A 16976-nucleotide genomic window follows, 5' to 3' on the forward strand; every position below is an offset into this window, starting at 1 on the left:
ACGCACCGCGCCCGCCGGCTCCGCCGCGTCCGCCGGCTCGACCGCCCTTCGACCCGCCTGACATCGGTCGGCCTCCGCGGCCCTTGGGTGGCGTCATGCCCGTCCCTCCTGTGCAATCTCGTCAATGGCGTCGGCCTCGGGCAGGTAGGGGGCGATCGGCGGCAGTTCGGCCGCGCTGTTCAGCCCCATCCGTTCGAGGAAGTAGTCGGTGGTGCCGTAGAGCACCGCTCCGCTGTCGTTGTCGGTGCCGACCTCTCGGATCAGCCCACGGGTGGTCAGGGTGCGCACCACGCCGTCGACGTTGACCCCACGCACGGCGCTGACCCGGGAGCGGGAGATCGGCTGGCGGTAGGCGATGACGGCCAGGGTCTCGAGCGAGGCCTGGGTCAATCGGGCCTGCTGCCCGTCGATGAGGAACCGTTCGACGACCTCGGCGTGCTCGGCGCGGCTGTAGAAGCGCCACCCACCGCCCACGTGGCGCAGCGTGAATCCGCGGCCGTCGGCGGTGTACTCGTCGGCCAGGGCCGCCAGGTCTTCGCGCACGTCCTCGACCGTGGTCTCGAGCGCGGTGGCCAGGGCGACGTCGGTGACGGGCTCGTCGACAACCATGAGGACCGCCTCGATCGCCGCCCGATGCTCGAGGGTCATGACGGCGCTCCGGTCTCGTCGGCCGGGTCGGCATCGAACTCGTCGCTGACCTCGACCGTGCCTTGCGCCTGCCCCGTCCACGTCACGGTGATCTCCGCCAGCGCCTCCGGCTGTTCCATGGTCACGGCCTTCTCCCGGAACAGCTCCAGCAGCGCCAGGAAGCGCGCGACGATGACGAGCGTGCCGTCGGCATCGGCGACGAGGTCGCGAAAGGTGAGCGTGCCGCGCTCCCGCAAGCGGGCCGCGAGAATCTGGGCCTGCTCACGCACGCTGACCGGAGCGCCGTGCAGATGCGTCAGCCCGACCGTCGGCGGCTCCTTGGGGGCCAGCGCAGCGGCCGCGATCATCGCCAGTTGCTCGGGGCTGATGGTCAGCACGAGTTCGGGCAAGAGCCTCGCGAACTGCGGTTCGAGCCCGGCCTGGCGCGGGGTCATCGCCGCGGTCGTCGCCATCGCGTCGGCGAACCCCGACGCGACCTGCTTGAACGCGCGGTACTGCAGCAGGCGGGCGAACAGCAGGTCACGGGCCTCGATGAGCTCGAGGTCCTCCTCGTCACCACCCAGCGTCGAGTCGGGCAGCAGCCGCGCCGCCTTGAGGTCGAGCAGGGTCGCCGCGACGAGCAGGAACTCGCTGGTCTGGGACAGGTCCCACGGCGAGGTGCCCCCACCGGCCTCCTTCATCGCGCTCAGGTGCGCGATGAACTCGTCGGTGACCTGCGCCAACGCGACCTCGGTGATGTCGAGGCGGTGCTTGCTGATCAGCCCGAGCAGCAGATCGAAGGGGCCTTCGAAGTTTGTCAGGTGCACCTCGAACGGGGTCACCCCCCGTCGGGTGATCACCCCGCCGGGAGTGACCGGCTCGGCGGTCATGGTGCTCAGGCCACGGCCCCACGGGCGATGAGCTCCCGCGCGAGCTGGCGGTAGGCGTGCGCGCCGGCGTGGCTCGGCGCGTAGGACGTGATCGGTTCGGCCGCGAGCGTGGCGTCCGGGAACTTCACCGTGCGGCTGATCGCGGTGTGCAGCACGAGGTCACCGAAGTGCTCGACGACGCTGCCGACGACCTCGCGGCTGTGCAGCGTGCGCCCGTCGTACATCGTCGGGAGGATGCCGTCGATCTGCAGCTTCGGGTTGAGCCGATCGGTGATCTTCTCGATCGTCTCGATGAGCAGCGCCATGCCACGCATCGCGAAGTATTCGGTCTCGAGCGGGATGACGACGCCGTGGGCCGCGGTGAGCGCATTGACCGTCAGCAGGCCGAGCGAGGGCTGGCAGTCGATGATGATGACGTCGTACTCGTCCAGGACCGGCCGGAGCACCCGCGAGAGCACCTGCTCACGGGCGACCTCGCCGACGAGTTGGACCTCGGCCGCGGAGAGATCGATGTTGGCCGGCACGACGTCGACGTTGGCCGTGCTCGTGGGGTGGACGACCTCGTGGATGTCACGCACCCGGCCCATGAGCAGGTCGTAGACCGTCGCGTCCAAGGTGTTGGTGGGCACGCCCATGCCGACCGAGAGCGCCCCCTGCGGGTCGAAGTCGACGAGCAGGACGCGGCGACCGTACTCCGCCAGCGCGGCACCGAGGTTGATCGTCGTCGTCGTCTTGCCGACGCCGCCCTTCTGGTTGCACATGGCGATGACCCGCGCCGGACCGTGCGAGGTCAGCGGCTGCGGTTCGGGGAACGTCGGCAGCGGGCGCCCGGTGGGACCATCGACCTCACCGACCGGGAGGCGCTCGGCCTCATCCTGCGCGCCGAAGTCGAGTGTGTCCTCGGCGACCGAGGAGTCTGAGTGGGACGCAGGTGCGGACACCCATGGCTGCGACGATGTCACCTCGTGGGTCACTGGCGAGTCTCTCCCGGGGGTTGCTGGTGGTCAGCCTCTCGCTGATCACACCGACATTATCAGCGCGAGGGCCGTGAACCCGAGTTGACCGACGCTCCTCGCGAGGCAGATCGCGCGTCACCGAGCCCGCGGGTGGCTCTGGGCCCAGACCTCGCGCAACCGCTGGATCGTCACCTGGGTGTAGATCTGGGTCGTCGTGACGGAGGCGTGCCCGAGCAACTCCTGCACGACACGCACGTCCGCGCCGCCGTCGAGCAGGTGGGTCGCGAACGAGTGGCGGAGGGTGTGCGGGGTCAGGTGGCCCGGTAATCCCGCCCGTTCGGCGGCGTGGCGGAGCAACGTCCACGCACTTTGTCGCGACAGTCGCCCGCCGCGCTGGTTGAGGAACAGCGCCGGGGTGCCGGCGCCGGCCAGGACCGGCCGGGCGCGCACGACGTAGGCGGCCAGGGCCGAAGCGGCGTAGGACCCGACCGGCACGAGGCGCTCCTTGTCCCCCTTGCCGCGCAGCCGGACGACCGCGTCACCGGCAGCGCCCGCCTCGCCGAGGATGCCGTCGACGTCGTCGAGGTCGAGACCGACGGCCTCGGAGATCCGCGCTCCGGTGCCGTAGAGCAGTTCGAGCAGCGCCCGGTCACGCAGGGCAGCCGGGGTGTCTCCGACCGAGGCGGCCTCGAGCAGTCGTTCCACCTCGTCGATGGAGATGGCCTTGGGCAGGCGAGCAGGCGGCGTGGGCGGAGAGACCTCGGCACTGGGATCGGCGTCGGCCTCCCCCTCCAGGGCGAGGAATCGGTGGAACCCGCGCACGGCCACGAGGCTGCGCCCGGCAGAACTCGCCGCCAGGGGTGGATGGTCCTGGGACCCGGCCCGCAGGTACGACACGAACCCGCCGACCTGCGCCTCGGTGACCCCGCGGGGGTCGCTCACACCAAGTCCGGTGAGGTACTCCTGGTACCGGGCGAGGTCGCGGGTGTAGGCCTTGAGCGTGTTCGCCGACACGCCCCGCTCGACGTCCAGGTGGGTCAGCCAGGCCCGCACCGCCCGGGTCAGTGCGGCCGACGCCACGCTCACTCCGAGCCGTTGAGGTGGGCGACCAACCCCCAGCCGGGATCGACCGTGACCTCGACCTCGACCCGGCCGTCCGGCCAGTCCTCGAGGGCCGGAGTCAGCCTCTGGGCCGCGTCGAGGCCGTCGAGGTAGAAGTGGAAGATCCGCTCCCCCGGCGTGGTCTGGTGCGCCACGAGCCGGCCATGCTCACCCAGGGCCTCGGCCATCCGGTCCTCCAGTGACGTCAGGGCGTCCAGGCCCGCCGCGCCCAGCGTGCCGTCCGGATTGACGTCGGCGACCGGCACGAGCACGGCGCAGTGGGTGTCGAGGTCGGGCGCGGTGACCTGCCGCAGCGGGACCTGCGTCATGGCCGTGGCCGGCCGACCGTCGGCCGTGGAGCCTTCGAGACCGGCCCAGCCGAGCCCGCCTCCGGGCATCTCATGGCTCGCCGCCAGGTCGGCGACGACGCCCGCCAGGTGTTCCATCGGGAAGGCGTCCAGGGGCGACATGGTCGGCCAGGACACCTCGCCGAGCCACATCTCGGCCTGCTCCTCGCCGAGGAACATGTCGAGCATGAGGTAGGCGAGCATGGCCCGCTCCTGCTCGTCGAGGTCGGCGAACACCGGGTGATGCACGGCCACGTCGACCATGGTGGCCCGACGACGTGCGGTCACAACGGCCTGGCCGAGCTCGACGTCCCGGCCGTCATGTTCGATGACCGCCTCGTTGGCGTGTGGGGTCGGCGGCCGCAGGTCGAGGTACGTCCACCCCGGATCGTCGCTCGCCGCGTGCAACCAGGCCCGCGCCACGGGCCAGGCCTCGGGGTACCCGGCCGCGGTGACGACGAGCACGGATCGGCCGTCGGCCTCGGGAGCGAGCTCCCACTCCAACTCGGGGTGCATGGCGCTGACGTGCGCCTCGACGGCCTCGGCGGTCTCCTCGGTCTCGGTGGAGTCACCCTCGTCGGCCAGCGCCGCCTGGGCCCGCTCGCGACCCTCCTGCGCCCACCACGACCAGAACCGTTCGACGGCGGAATGCGTGCTCATCGCTGCTCCTGCTCGGTCGTCGGGGTCACGGCCTCGACGCGCGGACGTCGGTCCTCCAGCGGTGGCTCCCAGGTCAGGGAGTCGGCATCGACCTGCTCGCCGCTGCGGATGTCCTTGACCTGGTCGTGGCGGGCCCCGTCGTCGTCCTCGCGGGCCTGGGGGAACCACACGAAGGGGATGCCACGACGCTCCGCGTATCGAATCTGCTTGCCGAACTTCGCGGCCTTCGGGGCGACCTCGCAGGCGATCGCGCGCCGACGAAGATCGGTGGCGATGCGCAGGGACTCGCCACGGTGCTCCTCGTCGTTGACCGCCACGAGCACCGCGGCCGGGGTCGACCGGTTGGCCGTGACGAGCCCCTTGCCGATGAGCAGGCCGAGCAGCCGGGAGAGGCCGATCGAAATGCCCACGCCCGGGTAGGTCGTGCGGCCGTCGCTGGCCAGTGCGTCGTAGCGCCCGCCGGAGCAGAACGACCCCCACGACTCGTAGCCGACCAACTGGGTCTCGTAGACGGTGCCGGTGTAGTAGTCGAGGCCGCGGGCGATGCGCAGGTCCGCGACGAGTTGACCGGGGGCGTTCTCCAGACCGGCCCGGATCACCGCACTGAGGGCTTCGAGGCCCTCGTCGAGGGTGGGGTGGGAGACACCCAGGGCCCGCACCCGTTCGACGAAGGAGAGGTCCTCGCTGCGGATCGCGGCCAACGCCAGACACTGCTCTGCCTGCTCGGCGGTGCACCCGGCGTCGATGAGCAGACCCTTGACCGCGTCGGGACCGACCTTGTCGAGCTTGTCGACGATGCGCAGGGTGCCTGCCACGTCTTCGATGCCGATGCCGCGGTAGAAGCCCTCGGGGATCTTGCGGTTGTTGACCTGGATGACCATGTCGCCGACCGGCAGCTTGCGGAAGATCTCGGCCATGACCAGCGGCATCTCGGCCTCGTAGTGCGGCGCGAGCTCCCCGACGTCGACGACGTCGATGTCGCATTGGGTGAACTCGCGGTACCGCCCCTCCTGCGGGCGTTCCCCGCGCCACACCTTCTGGATCTGGTGGCGCCGGAACGGGAAGGCGAGTTTGCCGGCGTTCTCGAGCACGTACCGCGCGAACGGCACGGTGAGGTCGAAGTGGAGGCCGAGTTCGGGCTCAGCGGTCGCCTCGTCGCCGTCGCGCCCGGCCAGGCGGGAGACGGCGTAGATCTCCTTGTCGGCGTCACCGCCCTTGCCGAGGAGTCGGTCGACCGGCTCGACAGCGCGGGTCTCGATGCTCGGGAAGCCGTGTAGTTCGAAGGTCTCGCGGATGACGTCGATGAAGTGCTGCTCGATGATCCGCTCGGCGGGGAGATACTCAGGGAAGCCCGAGATGGGGGTGACCTTGGTGCGTGGCGTCGTCACTGGGTGAGTCCTTGGAGGTACGGGTTGGTCTGGCGTTCGACGGCCATGGCGGTCGCCGGGCCGTGTCCGGGGAGCACGAGCGTGGAGTCGGGCAGCGGCAGCACGACGTCACGCAGGGAGCGCTGCATGGCCGCGTTGTCGCCGCCCGGCAGGTCGGTGCGACCGATCGAGCCCTTGAAGAGGACATCGCCGGCCAGGAGGGTGCGGTCGAGTTCGATGTCGGCCTGCACCCCGTCGGGGAGCCCGGGCAGGGCGAACATGACCGACCCCTCGGTGTGCCCGGGGGCGTGGTGGATCTCCAGTTCGAGCCCGGCGAGTTCGAGACGGGCCCGGTCGGTGACCTCGACGATCTTCTCGGGTTCGGACCAGGTGAAGGCCTTGCCGAACTGTTGCTCGAGCATGTGCACCATGTCGCCGCCGAGCAGGCTCAGCGGGTCCTTGAGTCGGTAGCGGTCATCGGTGTGGATGTACGCGGCGAGGTCACCGCCGCACACCGGGGTGACGGAATAGCAGTGGTCCAGGTGACCGTGGGTGAGCAGCACGGCGGCAGGCCGGAGGCGGTGCTCGGCCAGGACCTCGCGCAGCGTGCCGAGGATCTCGATGCCCGGGTCGACGATGATGCACTCCTCGCCCGCGGCAGGGGCCATGACGTAACAGTTCGTCGCGAAGGCAGCGGCCGGGAAGGCGATGGTCAGCACAGCGCAAGGGTAGCGGCCACGTCGTGCGGCAAAGGGGGGCGTCCGCCGGGCCGTCGACAGGTAAGGTCTGTTCAGCGAGTGCGGGGACGCCGTCTCGCCGGTGCATACCAAGAACACCCGCCCCAGGGCGCGGTGCACGACAAGTGAGGCAGATCGTGAGCGACTCCACCACTGAGCAGCCGGCCCAGGAGCCGAACGAGTCGGCGGCGGTGACCGAGCCAACGGCGGCGACGGGCACCCCGGAGACCACCGAGGAGGTGTCGACGCCGGCGCAGCCCGAGGCCGCGCCGGAGGCCCAGCCGGAGGAGGCCCAGCCGGAGGCGCCCGCCCCCGAGGCTCAGCCCGAAGTGGCCGCTGAGGAGCCCGTGGCGGCCCCCACGCCTGCCGCGATCCCGACGCCCTCGGCGATCCCCTCCCCCGCTGCCCTGGCCGGTTCGACCCCGAAGCCGTCCGCCCTGAGCCCGACCCCGGCTCCGGTACAGGTGCACACCCCGTCCGATTCCGCGCGCTTCGGTCGCGTGGACGATGAGGGCAAGGTGTTCGTCCAGGAGGGCGCGGAATGGCGGGAGGTCGGTTCCTTCCCCGGGGCAACCCCGGACGAGGCGCTGCAGTACTTCGCGCGCAAGTACGACGAGCTCTACGCGACCGTCGACCTGCTGTTTCAGCGGATGCAGACCCCCGAGGTGACGGTCAAGGAGCTCCAGGACGGTCTGAACACCGTGCACGAGGCCATGGTCGAACCGAATGTCGTCGGTGATCTGGCCGCGCTCGCTGCGCTCCTGACCCAGGTCGAGGACGGCCTGGCCGCCAAGCGTGAGGCCGAGACGGCTCGGCGCAAGGCGGCCAAGGCGGCGGCCCAGGCCGAGCGCGAGGTGTTGGTCAACGAGGCCGAGACCATCGCGGCGACCCCCGAGAACAAGGTCCAGTGGAAGCAGTCCTCGGCCCGTATGCGCGAGCTTCTGGACGAGTGGAAGGCGCACCAACGCAGCGCCGCGCGCCTGGACAAGGACACCGAGCACGCGCTGTGGCAGCGCTTCTCCAAGGCCCGCAACGGGTTCGACAAGATGCGTCGCGCCCACTTCGCCCAGCTGGAGGAGACGCGCGGAGCCGCGAAGAAGGCCAAGGAGGATCTCGTCGCCGAGGCCGAGAAGCTGGCCGCGAGCACCGACTGGGGCCCGACGGCTTCGGCGTTCAAGCGCCTCATGGACCGCTGGCGTCAGGCCGGCCGCGCCTCCCGCCAGGACGACGACGCGCTGTGGGCGAAGTTCAAGGCCGCGCAGGACTCATTCTTCGACTCCAAGGACCGCGTCGCCGCCGAGGAGGACGAGTCCTACCGCGCGAACCTCGAGGTCAAGGAAGCCCTGCTCGTCGAGGCCGAGAGGATCCTGCCGGTCAAGGACATCGACCGCGCCAAGGCGCAGTTGCGCACCATTCAGGACAAGTGGGACAAGGCCGGCAAGGTGCCCCGCGCCGACATCGACCGCACCGAAAAGGCCATGCGCCGGATCGAGAACGCGGTGCGCGACGCCGAGGAAAGCAAGTGGTCGAAGTCGAACCCCGAGGTCGTCGCTCGCGCCTCGTCGATGGCGACCCAGCTCGAGGCCTCCGTCGCGAAGATCGAGGAGGACCTGGCCGAGGCCAAGGCCAAGGGCCGGGAGAAGAAGGTCGCGGAGCTGACGGCCAAGCTCGAGGCCCAGCAGCAGTGGCTCGCCCAGGCCCGCGCCGGTCTCGACGAGTTCGGCACCCGCTGACCCCCGTTGAGTGATGGATTCGGGTCGCCTCCCAGCCCGGGAGGCGACCCGAATCCATCACTCAACGCAGCTCGAGGCGGGTGTCAGCGGCTCGGCTGCAGCGTGAAGACGTCGAGGACGACCGGCGCTTGGTCGGGCGCGTTGACCGGGTGGATCCAGGAGGTCAGCTCGCCCGTGTAGGAGTCGAACATCTGGAACACCACATGGAAGTTGCTCGCCACGTAGGGCAGCGGGGTGCCCTGGGCGTTCGTCATGGGGTGGTTATTGGGAACGATCGGCAGCAGGCCTCCGGGGTTCTCCTGGGCCGGGTAGCTGTCGCGGTTCCACGGCGCACTCGGCACATGCCGGGACAGGCCGGAGAGCTTGGTGAAGGCGTTATAGGTGTTGCCCGTGTTCGAGGCCTCCAGGTAGTGCGTCACACCGTTCGCGGCCGTGAAGCGGTTCCACAGGTGCGAATGTCCGTTGTAGACCAATTGGACGCCCTCGGCCTCCAGGAGCGGGGCGAGGTCGTTGGCCAGGAAGTTGCGCTCCTGGGAGTACTCGTAGCGCACCCCGATGACGGTGCCCTGCGCGTCCGTCTCCTCGACACGCTGCGGATGCGCGAACGGCGGCGTCATGTTGTCGCCCAGACCGTGCGGGCCCTCGTGCAGTTGGACGATCGTGTACTCGGCCGCACGGCGCTCCGTGGATCGCAGTTCACGCACGAGCCACTCGTACTGCGCCGATCCCTTGGCCAGATCCTCGAAGACGAACTCGCCGTAGCCCTGGGCCAGCGGGTCGGACAGTGAGGAGGCAGCCTCCTGGTACCGGCTGTTGGCACGTCGAGCCACCGGGTCGGCGTCGTTCTCGACCCAGCGCCAGATGCGCGTGCTGAACAGGGTGATCAGGCGGACGTTCCCGATCGTGGTCGCGTAGTAGCGCTCCTCGCCCTGCGGCGACTGCGGCAGGGTGAAGATCTCCTCGTACGTGGTCGTGGAGAAGCTGTTGTCCTCGACCCACTGCTGCTGGTTGCGCCGGTCGCCGCGCACCGTGCGCGCCTTCCAGGCCTCCTTGGCCACGTCGCGCGGAACCGGAGCGCCGAACGACGCCCCGAGCGAGGTCATGCCCTCACGGCGACCCTGGACCTCGTGGTTGCCGATGGCCGGGTAGATCGGCACGTTCTGGATCACGGCCGCCCCGACGCCGAGGTGACCGCCGCGGTCGACGCGTGCCGCGGCACCTTGCAGGACGGGGAAGAAGGCGCTGCCGCGCTCATCGTCGAACCACTCGGAGGCCCGGTCGGGGATGTTGACGAGGTCACCGGCAAAGATGACCGCGTCCAGTTCACCCATGGTGGCCGCCGCAACCTCGATGTTGGTCGGGGTGTTCTGCATCGCCTGGTGGTCGCTCGTCAGCATGATGCGGGCGCCGGCGCCCTGGGGCAGCGCCGGGGTGAGCGTGTACGTGGCGGACAGGACGGCGCCGCCATCCTTGATGGAGGCGACACGGTAGGGAACACGCTCGTCGGGGACCAGCCCGCGCACGACTGCCTCGTGCCGGCGCACGGGTCGGGGCACGATGCCCTCCGCGGGCGTGGGCCGACCGGTGATGAAGGAGCCGGAGTCCTCGGCGGTGCGCGACAGCACACGGTCATCGGCGCGGACGATGTCGACACCGGTCAGGGACGGTCGACCCTTCGCGCCCCCCACTGTGGCGACCTGCTCGACGGTGAGCTTCTCGACGCCGTCTCCGACGAGCACGAGGTGCGTGCCGTCCGAGATCTCGGTGAACCACACGACGTTCACGCTGGCCGCCCGGGGGTACTGCAGGAAGGGGTCGGTGAGGAGGGCGAGGTCGGCGCTCGTGGACGTCTGGTCACCGGTGGCGGCGAAGGCCGACAATGGCGCCCCAGCGAGGGCAGTGGTGGCCACACCCGCGCTGAGGCCGAGCCCAGCGAAGGTGAATTGGCGGCGAGTGAGGGACATGTGTGGGCTCCTGGGACGACGAGTGTGTTGGGGTCTCCCGAACATCCCGCCAAGGGAACCGTGGACAGGCGAACCGCGTCTAAACGGTGGACCGCCGCCGGGTGAACCCGCCGCGAACACTGCCCCCGTCGAGTGATGGATTCGGGTCGCCTCCCGGGCTGGGAGGCGACCCGAATCCATCACTCGGCGAAGGAGGAGGACTCGTCGTGGCCGTTCTGAGCGCTCCCGTTGCGTTCGTGGGTCGGACGCCCGCCGCTGATGCGGTAGACGTCGAAGACACCGTCGACGCGCTTGACCGTGCGGATGACGTCGTTGAGGTGCGCGGGATCGCCCATCTCGAAGGTGAACCGCGAGATCGCGACGCGGTCGCGGGAGGTCTGCACACTCGCCGAGAGGATGTTCACCCCAGAGTCGGACAGCACACGCGTGATGTCGGAGAGCAACCGCGCCCGGTCCAGCGCCTCGACCTGCAGCTGCACGAGGAACACCGAACCCGCGCTCACGGACCATTCGACCTCGATGATCCGTTCGGGCTCGCGCCGCAGTGACGCGGCGTTCGTGCAGTCCGTGCGATGCACCGACACGCCGTCGCCGCGGGTGATGAACCCCATGATCGAGTCGCCGGGCACGGGCGTGCAGCAGCGGGCGAGCTTGATCCAGACGTCGCTCATGCCCTTGACGGTCACGCCCGGGTCACCCGGACGCTGTGGACGACGCGGCTCCGGGACGGTCGCCTCGGCGAGGTCCTCACTGGCCCCGTCGACCCCGCCGGTGTTGGCCAGCAATCGTTCGACGACGTGCTGGGCGGAGGTGTGCCCCTCCCCCACGGCGGCGTAGAGACCGTCGATGTCGACGTAGCGCAGGTCGGTCGTCACGGCCCGCAGAGACTCCGGTGTCATCAACCGGTGCAACGGCAGGTTCTGCTTGCGCATGTACCGGGCGATGGCCTCCTTGCCCGCCTCGATCGCCTCGTCCCGGCGCGACTTGGAGAACCACTGGCGAATCTTGTTCCGCGCCCGCGGTGACTTGACGAAGCTCAACCAGTCCTGGCTCGGACCAGCGTCCTCGGCCTTGGAGGTGATGACCTCCACGGTGTCGCCGTTGTCGAGCGTCGACTCCAGCGGTGCCAGGCGTCCGTTGATCCGAGCCCCGATACAGCGGTGACCCACCTCGGTGTGGACGGCATAGGCGAAGTCCACGGGCGTCGATCCGGCCGGGAGCCCGATGACCTGGCCCTTGGGCGTGAAAACGTACACCTCGGTGGCGTTGATCTCGTACCGCAGCGAGTCGAGGAACTCGCCGGGGTCGGCGGTCTCCTTCTGCCAGTCGAGCAGCTGGCGCAGCCACTCCATCTCCTGGACCGAGGCGTTCTCGTCCTTGGTGACGCCCACACCGCCCCGCGCGGTCGCGGTGTCCTTGTACTTCCAGTGGGCGGCCACACCGTACTCCGCCCGTCGGTGCATCTCGTGCGTGCGAATCTGGATCTCGACCGGCTTGCCCTGCGGGCCGATGACCGTCGTGTGCAGCGACTGGTACATGTTGAACTTCGGCATCGCGATGTAGTCCTTGAACCGGCCGGGCAGCGGGTTCCAGCGGGCATGCAACGCGCCCAGGACGGCGTAACAGTCGCGCACCGTGTCGACGAGCACGCGCAACGCGATGAGGTCGTAGATCTGGTCGAAGTCCTTACCGCCGACGATCATCTTCTGATACACGGAGTAGTAGTGCTTCGGGCGACCGGTGACGATCGCCTTGATCCGCGACTCCTTCAGGTCGGCCTCGACCTGGGAACTGACGGTCCGCAGGTACTCCTCGCGGGCCGGGGCACGTTCGGCCACGAGACGGACGATCTCGTCGTACACCTTCGGGTACAGGGTGGCGAAGGACAGGTCCTCCAACTCCCACTTGATCGTGTTCATGCCGAGCCTGTGGGCCAGCGGAGCGTAGATCTCCAGGGTCTCGCGGGCCTTGCGCTTGGCCGACTCCGGGGACACGTGGCCCCATGTGCGTGCGTTGTGCAGCCGATCGGCGAGCTTGATGACAAGCACCCGGATGTCACGGGCCATCGCGACAATCATCTTGCGGACCGTCTCGGCCTGCGCGGCGTCGCCGTAGGTGACCTTGTCGAGCTTGGTCACCCCGTCGACGAGCTTGGCGATCTCGGCTCCGAAGTCGGCTTCAAGGGCCTCGAGGGTGTAGTCGGTGTCCTCGACCGTGTCGTGCAGCAGCGCGGCCGCGATCGTCACCGACGTCAGACCGAGCTCGGCCAGGATCGTCGCGACCGAGATGGGGTGGGTGATGTACGGATCGCCGCTCTTGCGCACCTGACCGCGGTGGGCCTCCTCGGCCACGAGGTAGGCACGGGTGATGATCGCCGTGTCGGCCTTCGGGTGCGTCTCGCGCACCACCTCGAGCAGCGGCTCGATGGCCGGAGCGGCGCTCGGCTTGGTCGGCGCCAGGGTGCGGACCCAGCGCCCGCGCACCAGCCGTCGAGGCGAGAACCCGGAGGCTCCCGCCGGTGGAGCGGGGGTCACGTCCGGCATCTCATGATTCTAGACGCTCAGTTGTGCATGAACCTCACGGCCGGCGGTGCGGAGTCGGTCACGACCGGACAACGACAGCAACTCGATGACCACGTCGAACCCGGCGACCTGCGCACCCACCTGTTCGATGAGGTCGAACGCCGCGGCGGCAGTGCCGCCGGTGGCCAGGACGTCGTCGATGAGCAGCACCCGCGAGCCGACCGGGATGCCGTCGGCCTTGATCTCGATCGTCGCACTGCCGTACTCGAGTTGGTACGACACCTTGGCGGTCTGGCCGGGAAGCTTGCCGGCCTTGCGCACGGGCACGAACCCCAGGCCCAGCTCATGCGCGACCGCGGCGCCGAAGATGAACCCGCGCGCCTCGATACCGGCGACGACGTCGACCTCACCGCGGTGGCGGTCGGCCATGTCCCCGATGACGGCGTTGAAGGCCTCCGCGTGGGCGATCAGCGGGGTGACGTCCTTGAACAGAACGCCCTCCTCGGGAAAGTCGGGAACGTCAAGCAGGTGTTCGGAGACGATTTGCGCGATGTCCTGGGAGGTCATGGTCACCGCTTCTTGCGCCCGTTGCGCGGCTGCTGGGCGTACTTGTGCACGGTGCGGCCGGTGATGGTGGTGTCATCCCCGGCAGCGGGCGTGTCGGTGGTGTCGCTCGCGGCGGTGTCGGTCGTCTCGGTGTCGCTCGACGAATCGATCCGTTCGCTGCTGGTGGTTCGAGACTCCGCCAGCGGAGCGGATTCGGGCGAGGCGGCCGGCGCACCGACGGCACCGCCGACGGAGACGGCCGCCACGACGGGCTCGCGCGGCTCCTGCGCCCGCCGTGCCAGGACCTTGGCGTCGAGCTCCTTGATGGCGGGCTCGGTGCGCCGCAGGTCGACCAGCAGCGGGGTGGCCAAGAACACCGACGAGAACGCGCCGACGACCATACCGATCATCAGCACCAGGGAGAGGTCGAGCAGGGTGCCCGGACCCAGCTTCCAGAAGCCGACAACGAGGACCGCGATGATCGGCAGCACCGCGACGACGGTGGTGTTGATCGAGCGCACGACGGTCTGGTTGACCGCGAGGTTGGCCGCCTCCGCGTAGGTCTGCCGATGGTTGCGGAAGGTCGCCTCGGTGTTCTCACGAACCTTGTCGAAGACCACCACGGTGTCGTAGAGCGAGTAGCCGAGCACCGTGAGGAAGCCGATGACCGTGGCCGGCGAGACCTCGAAGCCCGACAGTGCGTAGACCCCGACCGTGATGACCATGTCGTGGGCCAGGGCGAGCAGCGCCGCGGCAGCCATCTTCCACGTGCGGAAGTACGCGGCCATGAGCACCGCGGTGATGATGAGGAAGACGACCAGCGCGCGCAGGGCCTGACGACTGACCGAGGCGCCCCACGACGGACCCACGAAGTTCACCGACACGTTCGCCTGCTGGACTCCGAAGGTCTTCGCCAACTCGGCTCGGACCCCGTTGCCTTCCTGCTCGGCAAGTTCCTGGGTCTGGACGCGCAGGGTGTTGCCGCCGATGAGCGTGACGTTGGCCGATTCCGCGCCCGATGCCGCCCGGACCGCGTCGGTGGCCTTGGTCTCGTAGTTGTCGATGTTCTTCGCCTGGGCGACGCGGAACTCGGTTCCGCCGGTGAACTCCAGGCCCATGTTGAGGCCCTTGATCCCGAGGATCAGGCCGGAGAGCAGCAGGGCCGCCACCGAGATGGCGTACCAGGTCTTGCGGCGACCGACGAACGGGATGGACCGTTCTCCGGTGTAGAGGTGCGTGCCGAACTCGGAGAAGCGGCTCACAGCGAACTCCCTTCGCCGCCGGTGGCGGAGGTGCGCACGGCAACCTGTCCGGCGCCGACGTAGCGGACGGACGGTGTGTCATCCCCACGCTCCAGGCCCGAGAACCGGCGGCCCTCGGAGAAGAACTTGAAGCGGGCCAGCAGGGTCACGAGCGGGTGGCTGAAGGCGAACACCACGATGATGTCGAGGAGGGTGGTCAGACCGAGCGTGAAGGCGAAGCCACGCACGCCCGAGGAGGCCAGGAAGTACAGCACGATGGCGGCGATGAAGTTCACGCCGTCGGCGACGAGGATGGTTCGTTTGGCTCGTGCCCAGGCGGCCTCGACCGCCGATCTCAAGGTTCTGCCCTCACGCAGTTCATCTCGTATGCGTTCGAAGTAGACGATGAACGAGTCGGCCGTGACACCGATCGCGACGATCAGACCGGTGACACCGGCCATGTCGAGGCGGTAGTTGTTCGTGTGCCCAAGAATCGCGATGAGCAGGAACGTCTGGACGAACGCGAGCACGACCGAACCGATCGTCACGATCGCCAACGCGTGGTACTGGAGGATCGCGTACCCGATGACGAGCAGGAGGCCGATGATGCCGGCGATGATGCCCCACCGCAACTGCTCCGAACCCAGCGTCGGGCTGATCGACTGGCGCGACTCGAGGTCGAACGAGATCGGCAGCGCACCGAACTTCAGCGACTGCGCCAGGTCCTGGGCCTGGCTGAAGCTGAAGCCACCGGTGATGGAGGCCTGACCGGTGGTGATCGCCTCGTTGAAGCCGGGCGCGATGAGCACCTTGGAGTCGAGGACGGTCGCCAGCGCGTTCAGCGGCTGGGGGGTGGCCAGGTTCGCCGGGTTGTTCGCGTCCGGCAGCTGGACCATCTTCTTGGACAGGTCGCCGTACTGCTTGGTGGCATCACCGTTGAAGGTCAGCTGGATCTCAACGGTGTTCGTCGTCTGACCGGTCTGGTTGACCTGGTACCCGGCCGTCGCATCGGCGATCTGGTCACCGCGCACGGCCACCGGGCCGAGCATGTACTTGGTGGTGCCGTCGTCGGAGCAGGCCACCAGGGGCTTGGCCGGGTCGTCGACGATCTTGTCGAGGGCCTTGGTGTCGGTGCAGTCCAGCGCCTCGAACTGCTTGGTCAGTTGCGGGGTGATCCACTGCGGGTCGAGCGGGTTCTTGGGGTCCGCAGCGGTCAGGGCCGAGGGGGTCACGGCCTTGTTGCTCGAGCTCTTCGACGAGCTCGACGACGGCGAAGCCGACTTCGACGGGCTCGAGGAGGAGGACGACGATCCGCTTGTGGAACCAGACCCGCCGTTGTTCGTCGTGGCCGGCGGCGGCGTGCCGTTGCCGATGGCGAACACCGGACGGAACTGCATCTGACTGGAGGCGCGAATGGCCTCCTCCGTACGACGATCCGGTGTGCCGGGCATCGACACGACGATGTTGTTCTCACCCTGCGTGGTCACCTCGGCGCCGGCGACACCCTGCGCGTCGACGCGCTGCACGATGATGTCGCGGGCCTGGGCGACCTGTTCGGCGCTGACCGTCGCACCCGAGGTGACTCTCGGGGTCAGGACGATCTGCGTCCCGCCGGCGAGGTCGAGGCCCAGGCGGGGAAGCCACGAGGCGTCTCGGTACTTCACCAAGCCCCCCAGCACGCCCGCCATGGCGAGGGTGAGGGCCAGGAAGGAGATCAGGGTGATGCGGGCCGCGCGGATCGGCCGGGATGAAGCCACGTCAGGTCACTCCTGCTCGGTGGAGATGGTCGGCAGAGTGTGCGGCGCAATGGCACGACGGTCGAAGCGCAGCACGACGGTCGGGGCCACCTCGAGGTGAACCAGCACGTTGTCGAGGGCGACGATGCGGCCGAGCAGACCGGAGGTCGTCAGAACCTCCTGGCCCACGGCCAAACTCGCCTGGAACGACTCGAAGGCCTTGGTCTGGTTGCGACGGGTCAGCACCAACCACACAAGGAGGAGCATGGGTATCGCCAACAGGACCAAGCTGTACAGCTCAGGCATCGTCGTGTCAGTCCTTCAGAGATCGTTGTCGCGGGGACGATGTCCACCGCCCCGCGTGCCCGCTGCCCCGGGCCACCGCGTGAGTCTATGGGACATTGCCCGTGCGCCCAATCCGGGCATCTTGTCGGTCAACGCCCGCCACCGGAGCGCGGTTCCCGCAGGTCGGCCGGGTGTGCTCTCACCCACCGAGCCGGCCGGCGGGCGGCTCGTCGAGCGGCAGCGCGCCCTGCCCCGGCACACCCG

14 protein-coding genes are annotated in these 16976 nt (G+C 69.1%); 1 reads left to right on the forward strand and 13 read right to left on the reverse strand.

Annotated elements, in window-relative coordinates; translation table 11 throughout:
* Positions 1 to 93 precede the first annotated feature (93 nt).
* The 7 genes from scpB to KD1_RS11850 all read right to left on the reverse strand — a co-directional run bounded on the left by scpB (position 94) and on the right by KD1_RS11850 (position 6667).
* The gene (gene scpB, locus KD1_RS11820) at positions 94 to 648 is read right to left on the reverse strand and encodes an SMC-Scp complex subunit ScpB (protein ID WP_068402152.1); all 555 of its coding nucleotides are present in this window, start codon (positions 646 to 648) and stop codon (positions 94 to 96) included.
* Positions 645 to 1517, reverse strand: coding sequence for a segregation and condensation protein A (locus KD1_RS11825; RefSeq protein WP_068402154.1), 873 nt, complete (start codon positions 1515 to 1517; stop codon positions 645 to 647). The genes scpB and KD1_RS11825 overlap by 4 nt, the downstream gene beginning before the upstream one ends.
* 5 nt (positions 1518 to 1522) lie before the next feature.
* The gene (locus KD1_RS11830) at positions 1523 to 2338 is read right to left on the reverse strand and encodes a ParA family protein (RefSeq protein WP_068402174.1); all 816 of its coding nucleotides are present in this window, start codon (positions 2336 to 2338) and stop codon (positions 1523 to 1525) included.
* A gap of 270 nt (positions 2339 to 2608) precedes the next feature.
* Positions 2609 to 3553 (reverse strand): site-specific tyrosine recombinase XerD, encoded by a 945-nt coding sequence (locus KD1_RS11835; protein ID WP_245627386.1) that lies wholly within the window; start codon positions 3551 to 3553, stop codon positions 2609 to 2611.
* A 2-nt stretch (positions 3554 to 3555) separates the two neighbouring features.
* The gene (locus KD1_RS11840) at positions 3556 to 4581 is read right to left on the reverse strand and encodes a DUF695 domain-containing protein (protein WP_068402156.1); all 1026 of its coding nucleotides are present in this window, start codon (positions 4579 to 4581) and stop codon (positions 3556 to 3558) included.
* Positions 4578 to 5969 (reverse strand): histidine--tRNA ligase, encoded by a 1392-nt coding sequence (gene hisS, locus KD1_RS11845; protein WP_068402158.1) that lies wholly within the window; start codon positions 5967 to 5969, stop codon positions 4578 to 4580. Before hisS ends, KD1_RS11840 begins: the two co-directional genes overlap by 4 nt.
* Positions 5966 to 6667 (reverse strand): MBL fold metallo-hydrolase, encoded by a 702-nt coding sequence (locus KD1_RS11850; RefSeq protein WP_068402160.1) that lies wholly within the window; start codon positions 6665 to 6667, stop codon positions 5966 to 5968. The genes hisS and KD1_RS11850 overlap by 4 nt, the downstream gene beginning before the upstream one ends.
* A 155-nt stretch (positions 6668 to 6822) precedes the next feature.
* Here KD1_RS11850 and KD1_RS11855 point away from each other — a divergent pair, with 155 nt between their 5' ends.
* The gene (locus KD1_RS11855; protein WP_245627387.1) at positions 6823 to 8418 is read left to right on the forward strand and encodes a DUF349 domain-containing protein; all 1596 of its coding nucleotides are present in this window, start codon (positions 6823 to 6825) and stop codon (positions 8416 to 8418) included.
* Positions 8419 to 8501: 83 nt separating this feature from the next.
* On the opposite strand, the gene KD1_RS11860 is transcribed toward KD1_RS11855, so the two are convergent.
* The 6 genes from KD1_RS11860 to yajC form a co-directional block, all read right to left on the reverse strand.
* Positions 8502 to 10382 (reverse strand): metallophosphoesterase, encoded by a 1881-nt coding sequence (locus tag KD1_RS11860; RefSeq protein ID WP_068402162.1) that lies wholly within the window; start codon positions 10380 to 10382, stop codon positions 8502 to 8504.
* 179 nt (positions 10383 to 10561) lie between these two features.
* Positions 10562 to 12925 carry a RelA/SpoT family protein gene (locus KD1_RS11865; protein ID WP_068402164.1) on the reverse strand — a complete coding sequence of 788 codons (2364 nt, stop codon included), beginning with the start codon at positions 12923 to 12925 and terminating at the stop codon, positions 10562 to 10564.
* Between the two features lie 9 nt (positions 12926 to 12934).
* Positions 12935 to 13471, reverse strand: coding sequence for an adenine phosphoribosyltransferase (locus KD1_RS11870; RefSeq protein WP_068402166.1), 537 nt, complete (start codon positions 13469 to 13471; stop codon positions 12935 to 12937).
* Between the two features lie 2 nt (positions 13472 to 13473).
* The gene (gene secF, locus KD1_RS11875; protein ID WP_068402168.1) at positions 13474 to 14712 is read right to left on the reverse strand and encodes a protein translocase subunit SecF; all 1239 of its coding nucleotides are present in this window, start codon (positions 14710 to 14712) and stop codon (positions 13474 to 13476) included.
* Positions 14709 to 16448: a protein translocase subunit SecD gene (gene secD, locus KD1_RS11880; protein WP_068402170.1), complete on the reverse strand. Its 1740-nt coding sequence runs from the start codon at positions 16446 to 16448 to the stop codon at positions 14709 to 14711. Before secD ends, secF begins: the two co-directional genes overlap by 4 nt.
* Before the next feature lie 6 nt (positions 16449 to 16454).
* Complete coding sequence (gene yajC, locus KD1_RS11885; RefSeq protein ID WP_068402172.1) at positions 16455 to 16733, reverse strand: preprotein translocase subunit YajC; 279 nt, start codon at positions 16731 to 16733, stop codon at positions 16455 to 16457.
* Positions 16734 to 16976: the final 243 nt, after the last annotated feature.

The organism is Kribbia dieselivorans NBRC 106261 (genome assembly GCF_001552435.1).
In the GTDB taxonomy this organism is placed as follows: Bacteria; Actinomycetota; Actinomycetes; order Actinomycetales; family Dermatophilaceae; genus Kribbia; species Kribbia dieselivorans.

What these genes read in the sequence shown, in the direction of transcription:
- KD1_RS11840 (WP_068402156.1), bottom strand. Translation starts at nt 4,581, where the DNA reads ATGAGCACGCATTCCGCCGTCGAACGGTTCTGGTCGTGGTGGGCGCAG.
- scpB (WP_068402152.1), bottom strand. Translation starts at nt 648, where the DNA reads ATGACCCTCGAGCATCGGGCGGCGATCGAGGCGGTCCTCATGGTTGTC.
- yajC (WP_068402172.1), bottom strand. Translation starts at nt 16,733, where the DNA reads ATGCCTGAGCTGTACAGCTTGGTCCTGTTGGCGATACCCATGCTCCTC.
- KD1_RS11825 (WP_068402154.1), bottom strand. Translation starts at nt 1,517, where the DNA reads ATGACCGCCGAGCCGGTCACTCCCGGCGGGGTGATCACCCGACGGGGG.
- KD1_RS11865 (WP_068402164.1), bottom strand. Translation starts at nt 12,925, where the DNA reads ATGCCGGACGTGACCCCCGCTCCACCGGCGGGAGCCTCCGGGTTCTCG.
- KD1_RS11870 (WP_068402166.1), bottom strand. Translation starts at nt 13,471, where the DNA reads ATGACCTCCCAGGACATCGCGCAAATCGTCTCCGAACACCTGCTTGAC.
- KD1_RS11860 (WP_068402162.1), bottom strand. Translation starts at nt 10,382, where the DNA reads ATGTCCCTCACTCGCCGCCAATTCACCTTCGCTGGGCTCGGCCTCAGC.